The organism is Shewanella psychromarinicola, assembly GCF_003855155.1.
GTDB classification, from domain to species: Bacteria; Pseudomonadota; Gammaproteobacteria; order Enterobacterales; family Shewanellaceae; genus Shewanella; species Shewanella psychromarinicola.
In genome coordinates this window covers 1,440,735-1,466,412 of record NZ_CP034073.1, presented here as the reverse complement: position 1 = coordinate 1,466,412, position 25,678 = coordinate 1,440,735, and the positions used below count along the sequence as shown (strand labels likewise).

Genomic DNA, 25,678 nt, shown 5'->3' with positions numbered 1-25,678 from the left:
GCTATGCGGCTAGATGCTATAGCAAGAGCCTAGATCGCTACGCTGCTAGGACGCTGCGCGGCTAGATGCTATAAAATCTTAGCAGCGAAGCTGTCCCTATTCCTGAGATAACAAGCGGTGACGAGATAGATTAAGAGATGACAAGCCAAGAGCCTAGGTGGTAGACCACTTTATCCGTGAGCGCTGCGTTCGCTTGTTATCATTTCCTAGCAGGACGCAGTCCGCCCTAGCAGCGAAGCGACTCTAGCAGTATTGTGCCTTAATACCCCTAAGCGCCATTGAATTAACAAGGTCACCACTAATGCCACGACAAACCGAAACCAAGTCAGGGTTACTGGGGTAATAAAACCACCTGATAGCTTTAACGCAATAGGTAAAATGCCCCAGAAAAATACCGCAATAGACACAAATATCAGCCCTAAACGGTTATTAATACTTACTTGTTCGCTGTTCAATTTTTGTTATTCCAAGCACTATTTAGGAAGTGAATTTTGCCTGATTAACCTGACAAAGTCTTTATCAAGATATTGCTAAACTAGTCGATGATTGTTCGCATAACAAAAAAGCCTATTTCAACTCACCCTTTCCCGTGGCAAACCCGCTTAATGCAGGTAACATAGCCGCCATAAAAACCCTATACGCCCTTCAACCTAAGGAACATTCGCATGAGTCTTGCTGATTCCGTTCTTGCCGTGAACAATGATTTACCTATCCGTACCGACAAGCCTGTCCACAGTGGCAAAGTTCGCAGTGTTTACTGGTTAACCGATACTGATAGCCGCCGCTTAATTCGCGACAAAGGTTACGATGTACCTGAAGATACGCCACTAGCGATTATGGTGATCAGTGATAGAATTTCTGCTTTTGATTGTATTTTTCATGGCGAAGGTAACTTGCAAGGCATCCCAGGCAAAGGCGCGGCACTCAATGCCATTTCAAACCATTGGTTTAGTTTATTTGCCGAAAATGGCTTAGCTGATAGCCATATCTTAGATATCCCACACCCTTTTGTGTGGATAGTGCAAAAAGCCCGTCCAATTAAAGTGGAAGCCATTTGTCGTCAGTACATTACCGGCTCTATGTGGCGGGCTTATTCAAAAGGTGAACGAGTATTTTGCGGCATCACCCTGCCTGAAGGCTTAAACAAAGATCAAAAACTGTCTGAACTGCTAATCACTCCGTCAACCAAAGGTATTTTAACCGGCATTCCAGGTGTACCAGCACAGGATGACGTCAATATTAGTCGTAGCGACATTGAAGCCAACTACCAAGCATTTGGCTTTGAAAAACCACAAGATATCGACCTATATGAAGTCCTGCTCAAGCAAGGCTTTAAAGTGATTTCTGCTGCACTAGCCAAGCTTGACCAAGTGTTTGTTGATACCAAGTTTGAGTTTGGTTATGTCAACGATAAAGACGGCAACGCTAAACTGATTTACATGGATGAAGTCGGCACTCCTGATTCATCACGTATTTGGGATGGCGCAGCTTATCGCGAAGGTAAGATTGTTGAAAACTCAAAAGAAGGTTTCCGTCAGTTTTTATTAAATCACTTTGACGATGCCGACATTTTGTTAAACAAAGACAGAATGCCAGAACGTGAAGCCCTTGCTCGAGATAACGAGCTACCGTTAGCAGCAATGATGAACGTATCTCGTACTTATATTGGTGTTGCAGAAAAAGTCACCGGAGCCACGATTTCACTCCCAGCTAACCCTAAAGCAGACATTATTAAAGTATTACGTGAACAATATGATTTAATTGTATAAATAACGTTTCCCCAATTACAAATAAGGCGCCTATGGCGCCTTATTTGTACTGGCATCGTCGTAAACAGCGGCTGAAATCAATACAAAATCGTCGTCAGCAAGCCTTAAGCGTTGAATCGCCAATGCTTTAAACCGTATTGGCTGTCCTTATCAAAATGGGTAGGTATCCGTTTGACGTTACCCCCTAGCCAAGAGTCGTTTTATCATAAAAAAAGGATGACAGTTGTCATCCTTTTTTCTGCATCATCAATGAACGATGATACTTCTTTATCACCTCATCATTAACTGCGACGGCGTAAGCCTAGTGCACCTAATAACATCAACGCAAAGTAACCTAAACTACCACCATCGCTGTCTTTCACAGGTTCAGGTGTTGGCGTAGGTAATACCACTACTGGTTCTGGATAGCTCAATGCAATGATCACAGGGTCGTGATCTGAGGCAGAAAATGCATTCTCTGATTTAACCAAATCACCAGTGTACTTGCTGCCATATTCAAACAGGTTAGATTCAACCGAGTTGATGTGCCAGTCGTCAATATCGACTAACTTAGCCGCTAAACTCGCATTACCCAAAGCATGGTCTAAGTTACCTAACTCACCGTTATAACTATATGAGTAAGTCGTTGCACCATGTGCTTGAGTGTTTAAGTTAATTAACCCATAACCTTTATCAATCACACTACCTTCGCGCTCGTACACTTTACCGTTTAAGGTTGTCCAAGAAGCGGTGCGAATAATATGATCAGTTGTTGACGCATCATAGTCAGTCAATACTGCAACCGGATCTTCTTTGCCATAGGCATTTAAGTCACCAATAACCAGTACATCACCTTCAACATCTTTTAGTGACTCACCTAATACTTTGGCAGCGGACACTCGGAACGCATTACACTTGCCTTGCATGTCTGCGGGTTCTGAATCTTCGTTAAACTCAGCCCAGTCTTCAATACAACCTGAACCTTTCGATTTCAGGTGATTAACAACAATAGTCAGTTTTTCATCATTAATGCTAAAGCTTTGCACTAAGCTGTGACGTTGGAACTTATCATAGCCTGGGCTTTGCTCAACCACGCTGTCTTTCTCGCGGGTTTGAGCACCTTCGGCAGCATGTTGCTCTGGCGTTGCGATAACGTTTGCTGCACCGTCTAAGCTGATACGCGCGGGGCGATATAGCATACCAACGGTAATTGCATCACCACCGATGAATTTGCCGTCATATTTATCAGCCTCTTCAACTTCAACAAAGCGATAGGCTTGATCATCCGCTAATTCGGCATTAAGGGCATCAACCAAGTTTTGGATTGCACTAAGCTCACCAAAGCCATTGTTAGCAATTTCCATTAAACCAACAACATCGGCATTCATGGCCACTAGCGCAGTCACAATTTTAGTGCGCTGCAATACCATTTCAGCTTCTACTTTCGCACCGCGATTGCTGTTTGATGGATTAACATCACCACCAACCGAGTCATTGAAGAAGTTCAATACATTAAAGCTCGCTACCCGAATATCACCCATATCTGCTACTGTTGGCGCATAGGTACGGTCATTCGCGCGGATAAAATCACCGGCCGTAATGGTGTTGGTCGCTAAAATACGGTATGCGCTGTAGCTATAACCAATCACACCTTCAAGGTTTGTTAGTTGGTCGCCAACACGGATATAGCCGGTTTCAGCGTTAAAATCTGGGAAGTAAGGTACTTCGCCGCTTTTAGCCTTATAGTCAGATTCTACAAATAACTGATTAACAGCATTGGCTTCACCTAATGCAACAGACTCAGCTGAATTTGGCTCAAACACTTGAGTCGGCTTCATTAATGGGGCTTTATGAGACAACACCATATTGTTACGATATGAATCATAATCGAAACTAAAGTTGCGGGTGATTTTCATCTCACTACCGGCATCTAATGTCACTTTCATGCCTTCGACACGCTCTAATGCTTGCGCTAGGGTTTCACCATCGGCAACATAAAATGCACTGGCCGCAGGTACTTCGCCTAATGCGCCCACTTCAAATTTTTGATCGGCTTTAAGGTCTATCTGAGTTGAGCCGTAAAACTCGTTTACTTTACCTTGCACACACACTTCAGCACCGGGCTGAATCGTGTCTGGCGCGGCTTGGTCTAGAAAGACAAAAATGCCGTCAGAGGTATAAGGCGAGTTGTCGCCTTGCATGTCTTGAATAAAGAAACCCTTATATAAACTGTCACTTCTCGCAGTAACAATCCCTTTTACGGTCACTTCGTTAGCCGATGAAAAACTACCATCAACAATCAATGGGCTAGAATCTCCAGCGCCTTGGACATCATAAATATTGGTGAGTGTGGCGCCATTACAGGTAAATGCGACGGTATCTGGAATGGTGGCTGCGTCAAGCGAGCCTAAACCACTAAAGGTGTCTATATTTAATGTAACCCATTGGGTTGCATCATAAGTGGTGCTGGCTGTTAAGGCGTCTAATTTACGTTGGAATGTAGTATTGCTGCCCCAACCGTCTGGCGTTGGAATGTCACCAATCACATCAACTAGCACACCGTCTTTTAATAAGCCGACAGCATCGCCACCATTAAAATTGACATCGCCCGTCATAGTGTCGGTTGAGGCTGGTAAGGTAATCGCTGCATTTGTATTCAAAATAACTTTGACACCTTTAGCGGCAATTGAGTCAGTTAACACCACCATATCCAGTGCAACGGTGTCTCCATCTTTATAACGTACTAATTTATAACCAGTTAAATCAATTTCAACATCACTGTTGTTGTAAAGCTCAATCGCTTTATTGTATGAACTACCTTCAACGTATTCACTAATCAATACATCTGCATTTGCCATCATTGGCAATGCTGCAGCAACTGCGAGTGAAACCGCCGTTAGTTTAGTCAGTCCTTTCATTTTTTAACCCCATATTTTGTAATCAAAATGCTATTTTTTTGTAATATTCGGCTGGATTGTGTCAAATTTTGATTACATAAAAAACAACATAGATCACATTAACGAGGCAAATAAATAGCTATCTCATTGATTAACTTTAATATTTTATGCTTGCAAAAGAACAAGGATAACTTGAGAGGGAAATAACCAATTAAAAACAGTAGCTAACACAAAAACAACCCCCATTTTAATATGCACACGTTAAAATAAACTTTGTAACACTTGTTTAAATAAAAAAGAAAAAACTTACAACATACTGTTGCGTGCCGTATATTCCTCTCATCTAATCATCTAATCATTTTGAAAATGTCAGACATTATCAGATTGTCGCGATGACATTTCCACCAACAGTAAGTGACTTAGTACGTTAAATAGACATTGTACAAAAAATCCAATAAATAACTTAAGCTATTCGATTTATTGTCGATATTGATCATGTATTGATGATGATTGAATGTCATGTTCATCACACACAAAATACGATTAAGCTGTCTATTTAATATTAAAATATGACAAGCTTATCTAGTCTTTGAATTTATTGTCTTTACCGGTTTAGGTACCAAAACCATGAAACAAGTTGATTTTAGAAATATCGATAAACTCTTTATCAAAATGTCCATTAACGATAAGTTTTGGACTGTCTTCGGACTGTTCCTGATCATTTTATCCAGTGTATCGATTAGTGGTTACTTAAATAAAATTGAACATATTGAACAGCAATCATTACATGTTTTAGAACAAAAAATGGCCGCTACCGTTCAAGCACTAGATGCTACCAGCCAGCTTGCACAAGCTTCAAACTTAGGCTTACAGGTGTCTGGTCGTTCGCAAATTAGTTCACGCCAACAAGATACCGTTACTGCGGTTTATGCATTAGATGGCCAATATTATACGCTGAGTGAATCAGTCTATGGTCAAGAAGCCAATGCTAAGCAAGCTGCATTAATGTCACTATTGCTCTCATTGTTATGGATCTTGCCCTTTGCTATCGTGCTTTACTGGAATGCCACTTTTATTGGTGGAGCGCTGTGGGTGTTATGGGATACCACGGAAAAAATTGCCAAAGGAGATCTCACCTCTCGTTTAGGCTTCCATCCTGGTCGTGATGAATTCGGCACCATTGGTTGTGCGCTAGATAAAGCCATGGACACATTAACCGAGCTTGTTGTTACAGTGAAAAAAAGTGCCGAAACATTGGAAACGACTTCCAGCTCGTTTGCCAGTGAAACGGCTCAAAGTGCTGAACAAATTGATCAACAATATGCATCACTTGACTCGGTTGCTACGGCAATGGAAGAAATGACCGCATCCGCCGCTGAAGTGTCTAATATTGCCCGCAATTCAACCCAAAAAGTTGAACAAGATTCGGAGTATACACGTCAGAGTTATGACCGGGCAAAGCGTGCCATTAATGAAATTAAACAGTTATCGACCTACATTGAACAAACGTCAAACTCGGTCCATACCCTAAAAATTAATGCGACCAATATTAATGATGTGATCACCACCATTAATGCTATTTCTGATCAAACCAACTTGCTGGCATTAAACGCTGCCATTGAAGCGGCACGCGCGGGTGAAATGGGACGAGGGTTTGCCGTTGTTGCCGATGAAGTAAGAACCCTTGCAGGTCGTACTCAAGCAGCGACTGTTGAAATTCATAAAATGATTGAACTCCTGCAAAGTGAAACACTCAATATCGACAGTATCACTCAAGATACGGTTAAGCAGGCACAAACCAGCAGCGATTTGATCACTAATATTGGTACTGATATTAATGCGATTTCAGAATCATCACGTTCAATTATGGACATGAGTTTCCAAATTTCTACATCGTCAGAAGAACAAAGTGCAGTGGCAAATGACATTGCCAAAGAACTGACGGATATAAGACAGAAATCAAATGTTATTAGGGGTTTATCACAACAGTCTTCAAGCGGTGTTAAAGCGTTATCAAAAGCATCCGCTGATTTAGGTAAAATTTTAAGCCAATACCGCACTAATTAGCCTTAGGCTAACTAACTTACTCGTTTGTATGTCCATTTGAATATAAGCGCTAAATGAAAAGCCGATATCGATGATATCGGCTTTTTTGATGTTTTATCGACAGTGGCTTAACTCACTCTCAATTAACTTAACATTACTGTAATGACGTAAGTCTATGACCTAAAGTACTGGTACTGTCTGGAGTCAGCACGAAAGTATAGTTACTGTCGCCATCAAAGCTGATTGCATCAGACTGATAAACTAACGTTTGCGTGCCATTATCGGCCTCGTAAACAATGTTAATCTCATAATAATCTTCAGGCAGTGTTAGGCTTAGTTGCTCGACAAAATCTAAATCCGTTAAGCTGTATTCGGCGGTTTCGATAGTTTCTGAAGCGCGGACAAAATACACGGTTAGATCATCATAATCGTAAGCCAAATTGACCACATCGACTTTATATTCAAAAGCTCGAGGTCGTAAGTCTTGCTCGATCACCATACCTTTGACAGAACTGTCTTCTTGTTGATAAATCAGTAAGGACTTCACTTCATCTTGGTTAAACGTTACTAGCAAGTTATCGAACAACTTGGCTTTGCTCGTCGCATCCTTAGCAGTGATACCATAATCATTAAACGATGTTGATTGGTAACCCGTTACTGTGAAGGGTGAAATACCATACAAGTATTGTGTCTCTTGCTTACTGGCCACATCAACGTCAATACTTTGAGTTTCTAAACCATTAAACACGCGATAATCGGCCGTTGCCTCTAACGCGGCGTAAGTAACAGGCGTTGTAGTTGAGTCAATGCTGTCGATAGTGACGTTAATATCACCTGCACCAAAACTGTTGCGAATCATCAATTTATAGGCAGTTTCCGAGGTTAAACTCATGCTACCTGTTGTGTAAATCACATTTTTAGTGCCGGTTTCGGTCAGATACACAATATAATCATCAGTATCGAATATCTGTTCGCTGGTGTAACTGCTATACGGCACATTACCGAGCATCACAGCTTCGTCAATGGTTTGGGTATCGAGTGAAATATAGGTATCAAAAGTACCTTCATCAGTCGCTACGTTAGCCACCAGCACTTCCATTTTGCTGTAGTCATTATCCTCGTCGGCATTTAACTCGTCCATTTCATCGCGTGAATAGTTAATATCCAATAGTTCGGGATCGTGATAGTCACCATAGAGCACAAACAAATGGTTCGAGTCGCTCGCTAAATCAATGGTATCGCTGTAAACGGTTACCGTTTCACTATCTTCATCTTGACCATAAATGTCCAGTTCTGTACTCCCTGTACTATAAGCATAACGCGGCATTGAATCAGCAAAATCAACCGCAGTATATGAATAGTCATCGAGCACTAACGAGGTCGATGTGCTATTAGGTGATGCATTATAAAACTGCACATATGCGACATCATCACTGCTTTCTTCACTGTCTGAGCCACACCCTAATAACAAGGCTCCCATTGCAGACACCATCATCAATCGACTTATTTTTTTGTTAAACATATTTACTCCATTAACCATCTAGTTACATTTACAAGAGTTATGACAACCTTTGCCTGTAAACGACTGTCAAGAAAGGTAAAGTAAAGATATAAAGCGTCAAGAGACAAATTAAAGCCAAAAAAAAGCCTCTTAATCAATTAGATAAGAGGCTTTAATTATTTTTACATTTAAACCATAAATGCGTTTTTCAGCAAAAGGTGTTAATTACCCGCGACCTTCATCTCGCTCAGTAAAATACCGCCGGTGCGGATTGATGAACGTAAATCGCGATCTTTACCTACACCTTGTATTCCCATAAACATGTCTTTTAAATTGCCTGCGATGGTAATTTCTTCTACGGGGTATAACACCTCGCCGTTTTCAACATAAAACCCCGCCGCGCCGCGAGAATAATCCCCGGTGACACCATTAACGCCTTGGCCCATCACTTCCGTCACAATTAAGCCGGTATTCATGGCTTTCACTAAGTCGTCAAATGTTTGGTTTGAATGGCTCAAGGTCCAGTTATAAATACCACCGGCATGGCCTGTATTAGTCATCGCCAATTTACGTGCGGAGTAACTGGTTAATAAATAGGTCTCTAGTTGGCCACGGTCAATAATACGTCGGTCTTGAGTTGCCACGCCTTCACTGTCGTAATTAGCACTAGCCAGGGCCCCAACCAAATGCGGCTGCTCTTCAATGCTAAACCAGTCAGGGAATATTTGAGTGTTCAAAGCTTCCATTAAGAAGCTCGACTTACGGTAAATACTGCTACCACTAATCGCACCAATTAAATGACCCATGAGGCCTGTGGCAATTTCAGGCGCAAATAACACTGGCATTTTTGCAGTAGGAATTTTACGCGCATCCAATCGACTTAAGGTTTTGTTTGCTGCTTGCAAACCTACCACTTCAGGTGACAGTAAATCATGATACTTACGGGCCACCGTATAGTCGTAGTCGCGCTGCATATTGCCATCAGACTCTTGGCCTATTACAACACAACTTAAACTGTAGCGAGAGCTGCAATAACCGTTAAGAAAACCATGGCTGTTACCATAAACTCTGGCGGCAGTATGCGCATTCGCGCTGGCACCATCGGAGTTACGGATACGGCTATCAACTGACAAACTGGCTTCTTCTGCACGAATGGCCAACTGAGCGAGCTCTTCTGCATCGATATCTTGTGGATGATATAACTCTAAGTCGCGAATATCTTGCGCCATCAAAGCGGGATCAGCCAAGCCACTGAAAGGATCTTCTGAGGTATATTTCGCAATACCATCGGCCGCTTTTACCGCTTGGCGAATCGCCTCAGGGCTTAAGTCTGAAGTTGATGAATTACCTTTGCGGCCATCACGGTAAATGGTAATGCCTAATGCACCGTCTTTATTAAACTCAACGGTTTCAACTTCTTTTTCACGGGTCGAAACCGACAAACCTTGCTGCTTACTGATGGCCACTTCAGCGGCCGAAGTCCCCAACACTTTTGCGTATTCTAACGCAACAGTGACAGCGTCTTTTAACGCCGATAATTCAGCATCAATTCTAGGGGTTGGTTCACTTGCGCTAGGCGCTGGAGAAGGATGAGAAGCCACAAATTTACTCTTTGATTAGTCTAATTGACCTTAGCATATCAAATTCAAATGGCGATTGATAACCGAGCATTTATATCGCTGCCTATCAGCAATAAATTCTGCATATTCTAGGCCGAATAAATGTTATCATTGATGCATATTGATTTGAGGTTTATGACTATGAAAATTGTTGGCGATTCTGAGCTATTTCAGCAGCCCTATGATAATGATGACAACTATGTCAGCAGAACGGGTGTAAAAAAAGAAAGTGAGGATGCTCAAGAACTTGGCATGCGTTTGATTGCCCTGAGCAAAACTCAATTAGACAAAATGGGTTTAGATGAATTTCTGTATGATGCGATTCTAAAAACAAAACTGATTAAACAAAAAACTGAAGCCTATCGTCGCCATTTGCAATACATTGGTAAGTTGATGCGCGGATTTGAGCATGAACCTATTCAAGCTGCACTCGATAAAGTGTTGAATAAAAACAATAATGAAGCAGCTCAAGTGCAGATTTTTGAAAAAATTCGCGAACGCTTATTAACTAATGGCGATGATGAAATCCAAGTGTTATTGGATCTATACCCACAACTTGAGCGTCAAAAAATGCGTCAATTGATCCGCCAAGCCAATAAAGAACTGGCTAAAGGTGCTGAATCAAAATCATCAAGAGAGTTGTTTAAGTATTTGCGAGCTGAAATAAAAGACTAAACCGTTTAATAGAATAGGGATGTTGCTAATGCGGCTCAAAATGATGGCTCGTACACTATGGTTATTACTGACTTCAGTGTTGTTATTGACAGCTTGTAACGGTGCCGCAGACGGCACCGACTCAGATACATCAGATGACAGTTATGGTTTATCGGTTAGTTATCAAAATGTGGTTAATGGCCAATGTGATTCCAGCACCGATGGACTTATTTTTGATATCGATGGCAGTTTTTGTGCCGTAGCTCACCTCAAGTTCGGTAATACCAACGTCAGTGGGGCACTCATTACTTTTAGCACAACCAATGCAGCAATAGCCCCTACAACGGTGTTAACCCTATCTTCTGGTCTTGCAACAACAGTTGTCACATCAAGCAGCAGCGATGCCGGCGTCCTCACCGCAACTTATACATCAAGTGATGACGATTCAGTCAGTGCGACTCGTAATTATCAATTTAAAGAATATGACACCAGTACCCCTGTCGAAGCGATTAAATTAACCGTTTCGATAAGTGATGCAACCGGTCCGATTACTCGCTTTAATATTGATAAAACAGTTCAGCTCAATGCCTTGCTTACTGACAGTAATAATCAAGCTATTGCTAACCAAATTGTGACATTCAATGCCGGTAGCGCTACGTTAGCGCCAGCAACTGCACTGACAAAATCCTCAGGTATTGCTTCGCTTAACTACACGCCGTCCGAGGCAGAGTTAGGTGCCAGCCTGTTAACCGTCACCACAGAATATCAAGGTAGCACTCTCACCAGCAGCAGTGCTTTTGAAGTGTTAGCGTCTGACGATATTGCCACGAATGGTAATGTTAAGATGGGCTCGTATAATGCTAATGGTGAGTTTGTTGAAAGTGAATTAGCGACAACGTTAGTCGCAACAACTGATGGCCGTTATAACATTAGCGCCGGTGGCACATTTGGGATTACTGCTACCTTGGTTACCGAAAGCACCGATGGCACATTAACACGCTTGCAAAGCCCAACCAGCATCAGCTTTAGCTCAGACTGTTCCACCAATGATAATGCCTCACTCGACTCGCCTATTACCAGCTTATCAGGCTCCGCTAGCTCAACCTTTTCAGATGTCAGCTGCAGTGGCAATAGTGAGCGCAGTGATACTATTACCGCCACAGCAACCGTTAATGGCACCAGTTTAAGTGCAAGTTTGCCTTTTGCCTTAGCACGCCAAACGTTATCTAATGTGAGCTTTGTGTCAGCCGACCCAAGCCAAATCCGCATCAAAGGTTCAGGCGGCACTGGTTCAACAGAATCATCGTTAGTGACCTTCTTAGTGAGCAGTGCTAATGGCCAACCAGCGGCGCAACAAGCAGTTAACTTTAGCCTCGACACCATAGTTGGCGACTTACAATTTGCTAATGGCGGCGAAACGGATAGCAGCATCACTAACTCAGAAGGTTTAGTGAGTGTAAGAGTGCAAGCTGGCACCATTCCTACCCCGGTAAGAGTGGTGGCATCAACCACTGACGCCGACACTAATCAAACCATTACCAGCCAATCAGAACAGCTAACGGTTAATACTGGTTTACCGCAACAGTTGGGGTTTAGTCTTTCAAGATCGACCGGTAACCCAGAAGCTGGAGATAACAATGGTGAAGAAGTCACTATTACAGCTTATGCCTCTGACAGTTTTGCTAACCCAGCACCGGACGACACCACCATCAACTTTACCGCAGAAGGTGGCCAAATTGAGCCATCGTGTACCATAGTAAACGGAACATGTTCAGTCACTTGGACTTCAACATCGCCTAGGGTGAGCGATCACCGCATCACCATTTTAGCTTATGCTTTAGGCCACGAAACCTTCTTCGATACCAATGGCAATAATGTATTTGACGATGCTGATGGCGGCGTAGTTAACGGCTGCTTAAGCGGTACAACGCCTGTAGTGTGTAGTGGTAACGGCATGGATGTAGAAACCTACCATGACGGCGGTTTTGTTGATTTGCCTGATGCTTTTAGAGATGACGATGAGTCAGGAACACATCAATCAGGTGAACCGTACTTTAATATTCAAGCGAGTGACACATACCAAGCGGCTGATAGTAAGTTTAACGGCCCACAGTGCCAAGGTAGCTTGTGCGATAGCAATGCCATGACCACTTATATCCGTAAGGCGTTGGTGTTAACAATGTCAGGTTCAACGGCCACGATGACAGTAAGCAGAGATGGTAGTTTGATCACTAACAATGAAGAAATTGCAAATGGCGATATTGCTCAGTTTACTGTGGTATTAACCGACAATGCTGAGCAAATATTACCCTTTGGCACGACCTTAACCGTGGCTAGCACAGAGGGTGATTTGCAATTCTCTGGCTATACCGTGCCAAACAAGACCGCTGCAGGTGGAACATCAACCTCATTTAGCATTGAAAATGATGGTACTGCTGGTACAAGCTTGGTAACACTAACAGCCACTACGCCTAAAGGCATTGAAACTGTGCTGTCGTTTTATGTCACCTTGTTGTAACTAACCAAAATACAACGATAAACTAACTAACCAGCCTGCTATTTAGCAGGCTGTTTTTTTATTGGAATTTGTTAATAACTTGTTACAATGAATATGTAGACAGGGCTAGTTTACTATCACGAGGGACCGACTTATGACTCTCGACGCATACTAAGGAATAATAATGCGCATAATTTCTATACTTTTTACCTTTACAGCAGGCGTACTACTCACCGCTTGTGCAGCTAAGCCACCGATCGTGGCTCAAAATAAAACGGTTGTCGTCAATGAACAAACCATCGTGCTTGGCGGCTCGTATGATACAGAAAAGAAGAAACTGCTACTGACCGCCAATGGTGACGCGATCATGCAAGGCAGATTCCCGCCTATGACGCCTACACAAAATCTCAATGCAAACTTTGAGGACATGAAGTTTAAAGGTGATTGTTACTTTGGCTCGGTACTCGGTGATCAAGGTGGACGCTTTGGTATTGTTGCTAGCATTATACAATCGGCAAAATCGAGCACGGCAGATAAGTGCGACATCTTTATCGATGGCACCAAGCAAGAAACATTGTACTTTTAACCAGACACATTAACTAAGCGCTAGCCCTGCTTACTTCACCTCACTGCGAGATAATAAACGGTTATCAGCAACCCTTTGCCCTGCTAACTACCTTGCAATAACTTGTAACAGACCCACTATTAGCGCTGCTATTAACACGTGAAGGCACCTTGTTAACAAAAAAGGGATGTTGGAGATGAAATAGGTGAAAGAGGCTGATTTTAGCTTACTGATACCACCGCTTATACCATCTGTTAAACCGAGTGACGTTAGCTTACGGACTTCACCGGCTATGGTGCTGATTTTAGTATGATGCAGGTGTAGTAGGTATTTATGATGCAACCTTAAAATCTTGCTGTTTACGCGCAATTGCCATAATGACCATGGTGACGAATAGCGCAAACAAACCCCATAATTGCTGCCATTTAGGCATGACAGCCAACCAACCGACTCCTAATTGATTCAGCTCGAGCATTCCCATAATAGCAGGCACTGCAGGAATAATTTGAGATGCTAATACCGATGGTTCAGAAATAAGCGCCAGTGGCCACACATACCCAGACACGAATAGAATTGGCATCGATACCAGTAAATTGACATGAGCCACGATAAGCCATTAAATGATGCTCAGATCACAAATGCTCACTGAGTAAACACACTCAGCAAGCCGTCAAAATACTAATAATAGAAGCTTAACGTTAAGCTGTACCGCCGACCGTTAGACGATCAATTTTCAATGTTGGTTGTCCCACACCAACAGGCACGCTTTGTCCGTCTTTACCGCACACGCCGACGCCTTTATCTAGGGCTAAGTCATTACCCACCATTGAAATTAATCCCATGGCCTCAGGTCCGTTACCAATTAAGGTCGCGCCTTTAATCGCCTGAGTGACTTCACCGTCTTCAATCAAATATGCTTCAGAAGCCGAGAACACAAACTTGCCTGAAGTGATATCTACCTGTCCGCCACCAAAGTTAGGTGCGTAAATGCCTTTTTTCACTGACTTAATAATGTCTGCTGGATTGGAATCACCGGCTTTCATGTAAGTATTGGTCATACGCGGCATAGGTAAATGCGCATAAGATTCGCGGCGACCATTCCCGGTTGGTGTTTGCCCCATTAAACGGGCATTTAACTTATCTTGCATGTAACCTTTCAAAATACCATTTTCAATCAAGGTGGTTTTTTGGCTTGGCACACCTTCATCATCAATACTTAATGAACCACGACGATTTTCCATGGTGCCATCATCGACTATGGTGACTAAAGTGGACGCCACTTGTTGACCCATCTTACCGCTAAAAGCACTGCTGCCTTTGCGATTAAAGTCACCTTCTAAACCATGACCGACCGCTTCATGCAGTAGAACACCTGGCCAGCCATTACCTAGTACCACTGGCATTTCACCTGCTGGGGCATCAATAGCGTTAACATTAACCTGTGCTTGGCGCACCGCTTCACGGGCAAATTCAAAGCTTAACGGTAAGCCTGCTTCATCTGTGGCTAAAAAGGCGCTGTAATCGTGACGACCACCGCCACCAGCACTACCACGCTCGCGTTTGCCCTTGTCTTCTAAGATAACGCTACAGTTAAAACGCACTAACGGACGAATGTCTGCCGCTAACGTGCCATCACTTGCGGCAATTAATATTTCTTCATGCACGCCAGATAAGCTGACCACTACCTGAATAATACGGCTGTCGAGGCTACGAATATAGGCATCGGCTTGCTTTAATAGGTCGATTTTTTTGACTTCGTCCATAGCCGCAATCGGATCGGCACTGTCATACAGTTTATGAGCCGTTTGACGTTTAAAGGCTTGCACCTTGTGTTGTTCACCTGCGCTAGCAATGCCGCGGGCAGCTTTTGCTGCAGCATCAAGGGCGGCCGGAGTAATCTCGTCTGCATAAGCAAAACCGGTTTTTTCACCGCTAATGGCACGCACACCCACACCACGCTCAATGTGAAAACTGCCTTCTTTGACTATGCCATCTTCTAATACCCAAGACTCATGACGGCTACCTTGGAAATACAGGTCTGAAAAATCGATATTGTGTTGATGAATGGTATTTAAGTAACCTTGTAGTCCATCTAAGGTTAATCCATCTTGCAATAAACTCTGCTCTATTTGGGTTAAAAATGGCATTAAAATTCTCTTTATTAATGGGTAACGCATACTGCGAATTCAGTGTTAATAGTAGTATCCAGTGTTATTTCAACTGTGGCGCCATAAATCGATTATGGCCCATCACCGGCATTTGTTGACGAATACGGCGTAATTCGGCTAAATCGACTTTAGCTTGTACCCAGCCACATTCAGTGGCTCGCTCAGCAATGACTCGGCCCCAAGGGTCGACTATCATACTGTGACCCCATGTTTCTCTACTACCTTGATTATGTTGCCCCCATTGGCCTGCGCCCAACAAATAACATTGAGTTTCAATTGCACGCGCTTGTAATAACACTTGCCAATGCGCTTCACCGGTGACTTTAGTAAATGCCGAAGGTAGGGCAATATAATCTGCCCCCGCCAAACGCAAAGCCCGGAATATATCGCCGAAGCGAATGTCATAACAAATGGCTAGACCAACTTTGCCAAAAGGTGTATCAATGACACTAATGTGATCACCGGGATGAAAGGTATCACTTTCGCGATAAGTTTTGGTGTCATCACTCACCTCAACATCGAATAAATGCAGTTTATCGTAATGACCTAGGGTGGCGCCATGATCATCAAAAAAATAACAGCGGCTGAACACTCTACCATCGTCGGCACGCATGGGAATGGTGCCGGCAATAACATACACTTGGTACTGCTTTGCCAACGCGGCTAATGCGCTTTTTAGTTCGCTTTGATGCTGACTGCCAGCATATTCAAGCTGTTGACTTTCATGGCCGCCAAACAATAAACAACACTCAGGTAACACCACTAATTGTGGCTCATTGGCATCACGGGGTAAGGCGTTGAGTTGCGAGTCGATAAACGCAAGATTGGCTTTGACATCGCGGCCGCTTTGGGATTGTAATAAGCTGATTTGCATCTCGAACTCCTTATCGCATAAACACATTAGTTGATGAGTAAACCCAAGCCTGTCTCATTGGACCGACTTCAGCATCGCTACCTGGCAGTCGGTCAGCTTAAGGTCAATTATCGATAACCGGAACGAGCTGAGTTGATGGCGCGCTCGATGGAGTATGGCCTCACGATCTATCGCTTTTATTACTGAGCTTTTATTACTGAGCTTTAACATCTGAGTCAATTTCAGTTTCGACTTCAGTTTCGACTTTAGCCTCTACTTTAGCCTCTACTTTAGCATTGGCGTTAGTATTAAGGTTAGTTTCTATACTGGTTTCGTCTACCTGCGGTAATATTGCCTTTGGGATTTCGATTTCTTTACTCTTACGCTCAAGCTCTTCTAGTTGCGGATTGTCCATGGTACCGGTGACTCGGAAACGAATTTCTGAGATCACTTCAATAACCGGTTCTAACACTTTTGTCAGGGCAAATGCCCCTAACCCCAAAGTCCACGCACTGGTACTCAATAACACCACGGTTGGCACACTGGACGCAAGTTGCGGCACAAAACGAATGTCATAATTTAAGCTTTGGGTGGTTAAGTCGGTGTAACCTCGTACTCGCATGTTACCGGCAATGGCGTCCATTTCAGTATCGGTGGTTTTAACCACCCCATTATCGATCATAAGATTGCCGTTAAAGGTATTGAAATATAGGCCTTTGCCGAACACATCCGAAAAGTCTAACGATAATTTACGCAATAATGAATCTAAACTAAACAATGAAAACACTCGCGCGCCTTTATCACTAATCTCCGAAAGATGACCTTTGCCTAGTGCAAACTTGAGTTGGCCGTTTAGCGTGTCGAGAGTGAAGTAATAGGGCGCACTTTGCCAAGATAACTGACCGCTGAGATCCAATGGCGCATCTTGTAGTCCAGGATTGATGTTTAATATCCTTGATAGGTCATCAAACTTTTCAGCCTGTAAATTGATATCGAACACGGTTTTATCGGTGCCATTTTCAAGCGACCATAACCCATTGGCCTGTAAGGTAACAGTAGGTTGCGTTAATGACAGCGTTTGAAATTGGTATCCTAGTTCATGGGGTAAGCCTTGTAACACTAAGTGCCCTAACGATAAGTCATTAACCTTAAAATCATCCACATCTATTGCTAAAGTGGGCAGATATTGCAGCATGGATGCCGCTGTCGGCTCTGTTTGTTCAGCCATGCTGACGCTAGGGTATAAATACAACTTTTTAGCGACCACTTTAATCCCTTGATCGCGCCAGTTAGGGTAAAAATCGATACGGCCATCAAACTGTTGCGACTCAGCGTCAAAGCGCCACACCTGTTCTGTGGGTTCGGCATAAAAATGTAATTTATCAAATGATTGTCCCAACACATTTAATTGCTCGATGTCGGCATGAATCCCAGCTAATCGAGGGAATGACCTTGCGGCATTAATAATCGCTGTGGTTTCAGCTCGATTGTCTTGAGTTGCCATCCCCGGCAACTCATCTGCTGTTAAAATACGATCGCGTACCGACGACCTCACAACATCTGGTTCAGCGCTAACACTGAAGCGATTAATAATCGGCAACCACTGCGCTAAATCGACTTTAGGCAGGTCTACATGTATATGGCCTTGTTGTTTATTTAATCTGTCACCCAATTTAAAATGACGACCAATCATCACGTCATAAAAAGCAAGCCGGCTGCCACTGTCGGCATTAAATTCCCCCCAAAACTCGACATCATTAGCCAACTTAATGCTTAACGATGATTGTTTATTATCGCCAATAAGATCCACGCTTAGTTTTCTAGGTTCAGCGGCCGACTTTTGATAAGGCATCGGTAAATCCAGTGAGGTGCCGATAAGATCGGAATTAGCAGAGACTTGTAAGCTATAACCACTTGGGTCAAAAATCATGGTTAAGCCACCATTCCAGTCCATTTTGCCCTGGTAAGTGTCACTCAATGGATTGTGTAAGCTGGCGGGTAATGTGTCGAGATCCCAGCGACCATTCATATCAACATTTAAGCTAAAATTGCTATTGTTTTTCTTGGTTTTTACACTAAACGTCAACGGTTGTTGAAATAACCTCGCCTTGATATTTTTGCCTTCAACCAACTGATTCACAAAATTAACTTGTCCAGATACGCCTTGTAAATCTAAGCCGGGAGTGGTTATAAACAGCGGATTATTATCAAAGGTCACCTGGCCTTTAATCAATTTTTCACCGCCTTTGTATAACGGGATCGCCAGATCTAATTGGGTATTGATTTGCTGTCGAATTTGTACCACATCTAACGTGGCACCTACTGAATCACGAAGTGAAGAGGCGTTAATCACTTTGGCCGCGGCTTGTGCGTCGGTGGTGATATCCGCTTCAATTCTTAATAAAGACTGTTTACCCAACTGCGGGATAGAGACTCGCGCGCCGTCAACCGCAACGTTATCGAGTTTGCCCTGATCAATATGCAAATCCATCATGGCATTTTCAAACAAGGCTGATAGCGTGAGTTCGCTGACCTCTGGCCAATTAGGTTGAAATTTAAAGGTGCCACTGTCGAGGCGAAATGCAGCTTGGAATACACCACTGTGATCTTGATAGGGATAACCGCCTAACGCACCATGCCACACTACCTGCGCGTCGTTGACTCGCCCTGCGACTAAACCATCATTAAGATAACTGACTAATTTTGGACTCATGGCCATCTGTGGGAAATAACGTCCAACATCGGCCACATCATCAATGCTTAAGTGAGCCGCCAACCCCATATGAATCTCGTCAACAAACTCAAGATTCAGGCTCGCTTGCAAGGTAATATCATCATTAATTAATTCAATATCAGCCACGGTAAGACGCTGTTGTTCTACATCATAACGGCCCATCATTGCGCTGCCGTGAAGCGCTAATGGTTGGCTAAAACCACCGTTAAAATCGACACTGTACTCTTGTTCTGGCAAGCTAAATTCAAGCAGGCTATTCGCCCATGTCAATTGAGCATCAATCGGACTCACACCCGGTATCGACTGATAAGCTTGCCACTGTAATTGCTGAACTTCAACGTTGCCGATAAGCGGTTTGTCGGCCGCTTTATACAGCCTAATGGGGCCAATTTGACCTTGAGGATTGAGTTGTTGCCAAAGGTTCACTTGCTGTTTGCCCAAACCGGGCACTAACGGCAGCATTGGCGTTAAGTTCGACGGAGTAATCTGGTTGGCATAACCAAAAAAATCACCATCACGAGTGCCTATCGCTAACTTAAGAGACGGCCAAGTTTGATCATTAGTCGATAAATCTAAATCATGGCTGGCGATTTTCCAGCCATCAGGCTGCGGTGTCCATTGCAATGAACCTGAGTTGATAGCAAATTTTTGCTGGGTATCAGCGTCACTCCATTGCAACCAACTGGGTTTAAACACTAATACACCATCTTGGATCTGACGATGTGCAAATGTCATCCACGCATCAAGGTTAATCACGCCTTGAAATTCAATGTTGTCAGTGTTTTCTTGCGCAATATGTTGTCTAGACGCCCATTCACCTAAGTCTAATGAATCTGCGGTAACGTAAAGTTGGCCTGCGACCGTATCAGGTTGATAACCATCACCGCTAAGATCAATACGTAAGGTTAACTGTTCTTGCTGCGACTCAAGTTGATCCACATGGATCATACCCTGCGCTTGGTGACTATTGGCACTGTTTTGCCACAGCAGATTATCGATAAAAATCGGCCGATAATCCTGTTGTTTACTAAACAGTTGTAATGACGCATCGGTGATTGAAAAATGCCCTAACTGTTCTAATAACAATCCATACAACCAATCAAGATTAGTCATATCACCCGCGGTAGCGTTCTCATCCGTAGATGCCAACTCATCGAGATTTAATGCCACTTTAACACCATCAAATACCACGGTTTCAATCTGCGGGCTCAAGGTTAAAAGTGACTGCCAAAAATCGAGTTTGATATGTACATTTTCGCTGATAACGGTAATCGGCAGATTATCTTGTGGCAGTAACACTAAATTGCTCACGGTCAGTGCTGGCCCAAAAGCTTGCCATTCGGCACTGAGTTCACCCATCTGCACATGCAGTTGGTATTCGTTTTGAAGATAATGAACTAATTCAGTACGGACTTCAGGAATATGAGGCAATAAACCACGAATAAGGCTAACTACCAATGCAAATAGCACCAGTGCAATAGCCAAAATTTGCCAAGATAATCTGTTAATCGTTACCGCCTGAGTTGTCGACACTACATCATCACCACATCATATTTACTTTGAATGTATAAGGGTTCATTTTGCAAACGAATACGCTTACCGATGTAAACTTCTAATTCTGCCAGCAAATGCGATTCTTCACCACTAAAGCTCATATACACTGCCGGCGAGCAATACAGTAAAAACTCATCGGCTTTATAAGCTCGGTCTAAACGAATAATTTCCCGGAAAATTTCATATGACACACTTTCAATCGTTTTCATGGTACCCGTGCCTTTGCAAGACGGACATTCACCACACACCACATGTTCTAAACTTTCGCGAGTACGTTTGCGGGTCATTTCAACTAAGCCCAGACCCGAAAAACCGCTGACGCTTGTTTTGACTCTATCTAACGCCAATGCCGCGTTTAAGCTTTCTAACACCCGCGCTTGGTGTTCCTTAATCTGCATATCGATAAAATCGATAATGATAATCCCACCCAAATTGCGTAACCGCAGTTGCCTTGCTATCGCTTGAGTGGCTTCAAGATTAGTATTAAAAATGGTTTCTTCTAAGTTGCGATGGCCAACAAATGCACCGGTATTAATGTCGACCGTAGTCATGGCTTCGGTTTGGTCGATAATCAAATATCCGCCAGACTTAAGCTCAACTTTACGGCCTAAGGCCCGTTGAACTTCATTCTCAACATCATACAATTCAAAGATAGGTGCTGGGCCCGCATAATGCTCAATTTTTTCAGCAATTTCAGGCATAAACTCTTGGGCAAAGTGTTGTAATTCAGCATAAGTACGGCGCGAATCGACTTGAATATGGTCAAGTTCAGTACCGACAAAATCACGAATGATCCGCACAGGTAATGCCAAATCTTGATACAGTAATATAACGCCTTTACGCTTACGTCGTTCACTGACCTTAGCCCACACCCGACGCAAAAAGGCCGCATCTTGGGCGAGTTCATCTTCGCCAACATTTTCAGCTGCGGTACGGATAATAAAGCCGCCGTCATCATCAACATAAGGTAGGGTAATATTTTTAAGGCGTTGACGTTCTTCTTCAAGTTCAATACGTTGCGATACGCCAACATGACTAGAGCCAGGCATAAACACTAGATAACGCGAGGGTAAAGTAATATCCGTTGTCAGGCGGGCACCTTTAGTGCCGAGTGGATCTTTGACCACTTGCACCATAATGTCTTGGCCTTGACGCACTAACTCGGCAATATCACGCACCACAAAGTTGCCCTTTTCGACATCGGCAACACATTCGGTATGAGGAACAATATCTGAAGCATGTAAGAAAGCGGCTTTTTCTAAGCCTATATCAACAAACGCGGCTTGCATACCAGGTAATACTCGACTGATTTTACCTTTGTAGATATTACCGACCAAACCTCGCTTCATGCGGCGTTCAATATGCACCTCTTGTAAAACACCATGCTCGACTAATGCAACACGCGCTTCAGTTGGCGTGACATTGATGAGCAATTCTGTGCCTTTTTTACGTTGTGCTTTTATGTTCATAAGCCACCAGTATTCGGGTCATGCTTCAATGGGAATATTGACAGTAGTTGCACCACCGTAGATGCCCGATTAAAGCAAAAGGTTATTAAGTGTGCTGCATCATGCAGGCTAATAATTCACGCGTTTCTACTAGGGGTAAACCAACAACGGCAGAATAACTACCACTAATAGATTGAACAAAACAACCACCCAAGGCTTGTATTCCATACGCACCAGCTTTGTCCATTGGTTCATTTGAGGCAATATAAGCGTCTATGTCGGCAGCGGATAATTCACAAAAGCTCACTTGGGTACGACATAATCGGCTAAAGGTGTGTTCACCATCCGTTAACGCCACCGCTGTCATCACTTCATGAGTTTGACCGGATAACAATGTCAGCATACGCTTGGCATCATTTTGGTCCATTGGCTTACCTAATATCTGCTGATTTAACACCACGATTGTATCTGAACCCAGTACTTTAGGGGCGATAATATGACCACTGAGCGCCAAACCTGCTAGGGCTTTTTCAAGCGCTAAACGGCATACATATTGTTCTGCCGTTTCAGTCGATAAAGGCGTTTCATCAATATTGGGTGCGACGAGCTCGAACGTAAAACCGGGATGACTAAAGCCTGCTTGAGCCAGTAATTCTTTTCTTCTTGGCGATGTTGAAGCCAGTACCCATGTCATCTGATATTTACTCTAATTAACGAACATAAAAACAATATTCACCCTATCGGGTGAATTAACGTACTTTATAATGGCGACGCATATTGCGTAGTATCCAAAACACCCACCACCAAATAAATAAACTCGAAATCGCGGGTAAAAACATCTCAAGATTAAACGGTGCAGCCCCAACAACAACAAACTGTACCCAAAATATCACCACATGATAAATACAAATAAAACACGCGAGCAGTAATGACTGTTGCCAGCGAGGATAATTGCGTAATTGTTGACACAACATCACCACCAAATAAATAACCAACGACAGTGCTAATGAACGGATGCCTAAATGGGCTCCCAATAGCACATCAAGCATTACGCCGAGCAACCACGCGGTCAAAATACTGTAACGATGCGGTAATGCCATCGCCCAATACATCATCACCATAAGCAGCCAGTCAGGTCGCCACGCTTCTACCATTGTGGGCAGCGGCATAATCTGAAACATCATCCCGATAAATAAAGTCAGCCATACCACTAAGCGACCATTTGCAATATGCGCGCTCATTGGTTTATCTCGCTGGTTATTGGCGTAGTCGTGGTTTCTGAAGGTGGAGCTTGAGATACTGATTCATTCGCAGCGGCTTCGGCTGCCTTTTTTATCAACTCTTGTACGTCAGCTGGAAGCGTAAAAGGTTTGGTTTCATCCGGCCAAATAAGTAATACGTAACGTATGCGATCAAGTGCCGCTAAAGGCTGAGCATTAATCACTGCATAGCTCTGACCATCATCACGGGATACACTGATAACACGGGCTACTGGATATCCTTCTGGAAAACGACTACCTAGCCCTGAAGTGACTAATAAATCGCCCACTATGATGTCAGTACTTTTAGCCACATGGCGTAATTCAATTTGATCAATATCGCCCATGCCATTAGCAATTGCACGCACATCGTTACGGGTAACACGCACCGGAATACCATGCGTTGCATCTGACACCATCAACACACGGCTGGTAAACTCACTCACTTCAACCACCTGCCCGACAACACCTTGGCCATCAACCACAGGCTGACCGACATAAATGCCGGTTTGCGAACCATGATTTAACACCACAAACTGTCTAAATGGATCGCTGGCCACTTCCATTACTTCGGCCACCATTTTACGAGAATCCATATGCACAGGTGAACCGAGCAATGCCCGTAAACGCTCATTTTCTTGGCGAACATGCTCAAAACGTTGTAAACGCTCTGACATGAGCAGCTGTTGGCGTAATAGTTGTTTGTTTTGCAATTCAAGCATGTTGCGGGTTGCAAATGCCTCGGCTGACCAGTCGAGCATCACACCTGGTACATTGGCTAAATATTGAAGCGGGCTTAACACCGAGGATAAAGACTGGCGAATGGGATCCAGGCGATGATTAGTCATCAGTAATGCCACCGACAAAATAATTGCCAGTGTCAATCTAAATTGACTAGAGACGCCACGAACGAAAATTGGTTTCATAAATTGTTCGCAACTTTGTTAACCCATAAAATGCCATTAACAAAGCCGCTCAGCCGATGATAATTAGGTCTCTTCAGAGAACAAATCACCACCGTGCACATCAATCATTTCAAGGGCTTTACCACCGCCACGAGCAACACAAGTCAGCGGGTCGTCTGCGACCATCACCGGAATGCCCGTTTCTTGCATTAATAAACGGTCTAAGTCACGCAATAATGCACCACCGCCGGTTAAGACCATGCCACGCTCAGCAATATCGGACGCCAGCTCTGGTGGCGACTGCTCAAGGGCAACCATCACCGCACTCACTATGCCAGATAACGGCTCTTGTAATGCTTCTAATATTTCATTGCTGTTTAAGGTGAAGCTTCTTGGCACACCTTCTGCGAGGTTACGACCGCGCACTTCAATTTCAAGTACTTCGTCACCAGGGTATGCGGTGCCAATGGTATGCTTAATACGCTCAGCCGTTGCTTCACCAATTAAGCTACCGTAGTTACGACGGACATAATTAATAATCGCATCGTCAAACTTATCACCACCAATACGTACTGATGAAGAATACACCACGCCATTTAACGAAATAATCGCCACTTCGGTAGTACCACCACCAATATCGACAACCATAGAGCCGGTCGCTTCTGATACTGGTAAACCAGCACCAATCGCTGCAGCCATTGGCTCTTCGATTAGGTACACTTCACGAGCGCCTGCACCCATTGCTGATTCGCGAATCGCGCGACGTTCAACTTGAGTTGCGCCTACGGGTACACACACTAATACGCGAGGACTGGGGCGAAAGAAACTGTTGTTATGCACTTGCTTGATAAAGTGCTGAAGCATTTTTTCAGTCACATAGAAATCAGCAATTACGCCGTCTTTCATCGGCCGAATAGCTTGAATATTACCAGGTGTTCGGCCTAGCATTTGTTTTGCTTCTCTGCCAACTGCAGCAACTGACTTTGGCCCATTGCTATTGCGGTCGCCACGAATGGCAACCACTGAGGGTTCGTTCAACACGATACCTTCATCGCGAACATAAATAAGAGTGTTTGCCGTACCTAAATCGATCGATAGGTCGTTAGAAAAAATGCCGCGCAACTTTTTGAACATGTATCAGGCCTGTATTCTGTTGAGTCAGAAGAAGAAAAATCAGCTAACTTTATCAATGACACCCCCATTCTACAATACCGAACAGGTTAACAATTG

The 25,678-nt window shown here is 43.6% G+C and carries 16 protein-coding genes and 2 pseudogenes; 5 read left to right on the top strand and 13 right to left on the bottom strand.

Annotation, left to right across the window (positions count from 1 at the left end):
- Positions 1-257: 257 nt before the first annotated feature.
- Positions 258-455 (bottom strand): annotated as a pseudogene (locus tag EGC80_RS06350) (DMT family transporter); the annotation flags it as partial.
- 210 nt (positions 456-665) lie between these two features.
- On the opposite strand from EGC80_RS06350, the gene EGC80_RS06345 reads away from it, so the two are divergent.
- Positions 666-1,769 carry a phosphoribosylaminoimidazolesuccinocarboxamide synthase gene (locus EGC80_RS06345; RefSeq protein ID WP_124013465.1) on the top strand — a complete coding sequence of 368 codons (1,104 nt, stop codon included), beginning with the start codon at positions 666-668 and terminating at the stop codon, positions 1,767-1,769.
- A 281-nt stretch (positions 1,770-2,050) separates the two neighbouring features.
- On the opposite strand, the gene exeM is transcribed toward EGC80_RS06345, so the two are convergent.
- Positions 2,051-4,666, bottom strand: a complete 2,616-nt coding sequence (exeM, locus tag EGC80_RS06340) for an extracellular exonuclease ExeM (protein ID WP_124013464.1) — start codon at positions 4,664-4,666, stop codon at positions 2,051-2,053.
- Between the two features lie 606 nt (positions 4,667-5,272).
- Between exeM and EGC80_RS06335 the strand changes: the two genes are divergently transcribed.
- Positions 5,273-6,712 carry a methyl-accepting chemotaxis protein gene (locus EGC80_RS06335; RefSeq protein ID WP_124013463.1) on the top strand — a complete coding sequence of 480 codons (1,440 nt, stop codon included), beginning with the start codon at positions 5,273-5,275 and terminating at the stop codon, positions 6,710-6,712.
- Positions 6,713-6,845: 133 nt separating this feature from the next.
- Here EGC80_RS06335 and EGC80_RS06330 read toward each other — a convergent pair whose 3' ends face one another.
- Together EGC80_RS06330 and pmbA are read right to left on the bottom strand one after the other, a co-directional pair.
- On the bottom strand, positions 6,846-8,213 hold the full coding sequence (locus EGC80_RS06330; protein ID WP_124013462.1) for a hypothetical protein: 1,368 nt from the start codon (positions 8,211-8,213) through the stop codon (positions 6,846-6,848).
- 200 nt (positions 8,214-8,413) lie between these two features.
- Positions 8,414-9,793, bottom strand: coding sequence for a metalloprotease PmbA (pmbA, locus tag EGC80_RS06325; RefSeq protein ID WP_124013461.1), 1,380 nt, complete (start codon positions 9,791-9,793; stop codon positions 8,414-8,416).
- A 159-nt stretch (positions 9,794-9,952) separates the two neighbouring features.
- Between pmbA and yjgA the strand changes: the two genes are divergently transcribed.
- The 3 genes from yjgA (at position 9,953) to EGC80_RS06310 (ending at position 13,548) form a co-directional block, all read left to right on the top strand.
- Positions 9,953-10,486: a ribosome biogenesis factor YjgA gene (gene yjgA / locus EGC80_RS06320; protein ID WP_101034789.1), complete on the top strand. Its 534-nt coding sequence runs from the start codon at positions 9,953-9,955 to the stop codon at positions 10,484-10,486.
- A 28-nt stretch (positions 10,487-10,514) separates the two neighbouring features.
- Positions 10,515-12,983, top strand: coding sequence for an Ig-like domain-containing protein (locus EGC80_RS06315; RefSeq protein ID WP_124013460.1), 2,469 nt, complete (start codon positions 10,515-10,517; stop codon positions 12,981-12,983).
- 163 nt (positions 12,984-13,146) lie between these two features.
- Positions 13,147-13,548 (top strand): hypothetical protein, encoded by a 402-nt coding sequence (locus EGC80_RS06310; RefSeq protein WP_101033822.1) that lies wholly within the window; start codon positions 13,147-13,149, stop codon positions 13,546-13,548.
- A gap of 310 nt (positions 13,549-13,858) precedes the next feature.
- Here EGC80_RS06310 and EGC80_RS06305 read toward each other — a convergent pair.
- The 9 genes and pseudogenes from EGC80_RS06305 to EGC80_RS06265 form a co-directional block, all read right to left on the bottom strand.
- Positions 13,859-14,125: pseudogene (locus EGC80_RS06305) on the bottom strand (ABC transporter permease); the annotation flags it as partial.
- A 100-nt stretch (positions 14,126-14,225) separates the two neighbouring features.
- Positions 14,226-15,674 carry a metalloprotease TldD gene (tldD, locus tag EGC80_RS06300; protein WP_101033821.1) on the bottom strand — a complete coding sequence of 483 codons (1,449 nt, stop codon included), beginning with the start codon at positions 15,672-15,674 and terminating at the stop codon, positions 14,226-14,228.
- Between the two features lie 64 nt (positions 15,675-15,738).
- A complete protein-coding gene (locus tag EGC80_RS06295; RefSeq protein WP_101033820.1) occupies positions 15,739-16,569 on the bottom strand; it encodes a carbon-nitrogen hydrolase family protein in 831 nt (276 codons plus the stop codon).
- Positions 16,570-16,762: 193 nt separating this feature from the next.
- Positions 16,763-20,815, bottom strand: a complete 4,053-nt coding sequence (locus EGC80_RS06290; protein ID WP_233768602.1) for a YhdP family protein — start codon at positions 20,813-20,815, stop codon at positions 16,763-16,765.
- Complete coding sequence (gene rng / locus EGC80_RS06285) at positions 20,815-22,305, bottom strand: ribonuclease G (protein ID WP_101033818.1); 1,491 nt, start codon at positions 22,303-22,305, stop codon at positions 20,815-20,817. The genes EGC80_RS06290 and rng overlap by 1 nt, the downstream gene beginning before the upstream one ends.
- 85 nt (positions 22,306-22,390) lie before the next feature.
- Positions 22,391-22,978, bottom strand: a complete 588-nt coding sequence (locus EGC80_RS06280) for a Maf family protein (protein WP_124013459.1) — start codon at positions 22,976-22,978, stop codon at positions 22,391-22,393.
- Positions 22,979-23,033: 55 nt separating this feature from the next.
- Positions 23,034-23,525, bottom strand: coding sequence for a rod shape-determining protein MreD (mreD, locus tag EGC80_RS06275; protein WP_124013458.1), 492 nt, complete (start codon positions 23,523-23,525; stop codon positions 23,034-23,036).
- The gene (gene mreC / locus EGC80_RS06270) at positions 23,522-24,469 is read right to left on the bottom strand and encodes a rod shape-determining protein MreC (RefSeq protein ID WP_101033815.1); all 948 of its coding nucleotides are present in this window, start codon (positions 24,467-24,469) and stop codon (positions 23,522-23,524) included. Before mreC ends, mreD begins: the two co-directional genes overlap by 4 nt.
- Positions 24,470-24,532: 63 nt before the next feature.
- Positions 24,533-25,582, bottom strand: a complete 1,050-nt coding sequence (locus tag EGC80_RS06265) for a rod shape-determining protein (RefSeq protein WP_124013457.1) — start codon at positions 25,580-25,582, stop codon at positions 24,533-24,535.
- Positions 25,583-25,678 lie beyond the last annotated feature (96 nt).

Coding starts and splice junctions, on each gene's coding strand:
- EGC80_RS06345 (WP_124013465.1), top strand. CDS start 666: ATGAGTCTTGCTGATTCCGTTCTTGCCGTGAACAATGATTTACCTATC.
- exeM (WP_124013464.1), bottom strand. CDS start 4,666: ATGAAAGGACTGACTAAACTAACGGCGGTTTCACTCGCAGTTGCTGCA.
- EGC80_RS06335 (WP_124013463.1), top strand. CDS start 5,273: ATGAAACAAGTTGATTTTAGAAATATCGATAAACTCTTTATCAAAATG.
- EGC80_RS06330 (WP_124013462.1), bottom strand. CDS start 8,213: ATGTTTAACAAAAAAATAAGTCGATTGATGATGGTGTCTGCAATGGGA.
- yjgA (WP_101034789.1), top strand. CDS start 9,953: ATGAAAATTGTTGGCGATTCTGAGCTATTTCAGCAGCCCTATGATAAT.
- EGC80_RS06315 (WP_124013460.1), top strand. CDS start 10,515: ATGCGGCTCAAAATGATGGCTCGTACACTATGGTTATTACTGACTTCA.
- EGC80_RS06310 (WP_101033822.1), top strand. CDS start 13,147: ATGCGCATAATTTCTATACTTTTTACCTTTACAGCAGGCGTACTACTC.
- tldD (WP_101033821.1), bottom strand. CDS start 15,674: ATGCCATTTTTAACCCAAATAGAGCAGAGTTTATTGCAAGATGGATTA.
- EGC80_RS06295 (WP_101033820.1), bottom strand. CDS start 16,569: ATGCAAATCAGCTTATTACAATCCCAAAGCGGCCGCGATGTCAAAGCC.
- rng (WP_101033818.1), bottom strand. CDS start 22,305: ATGAACATAAAAGCACAACGTAAAAAAGGCACAGAATTGCTCATCAAT.
- EGC80_RS06280 (WP_124013459.1), bottom strand. CDS start 22,978: ATGACATGGGTACTGGCTTCAACATCGCCAAGAAGAAAAGAATTACTG.
- mreD (WP_124013458.1), bottom strand. CDS start 23,525: ATGAGCGCGCATATTGCAAATGGTCGCTTAGTGGTATGGCTGACTTTA.
- mreC (WP_101033815.1), bottom strand. CDS start 24,469: ATGAAACCAATTTTCGTTCGTGGCGTCTCTAGTCAATTTAGATTGACA.
- EGC80_RS06265 (WP_124013457.1), bottom strand. CDS start 25,582: ATGTTCAAAAAGTTGCGCGGCATTTTTTCTAACGACCTATCGATCGAT.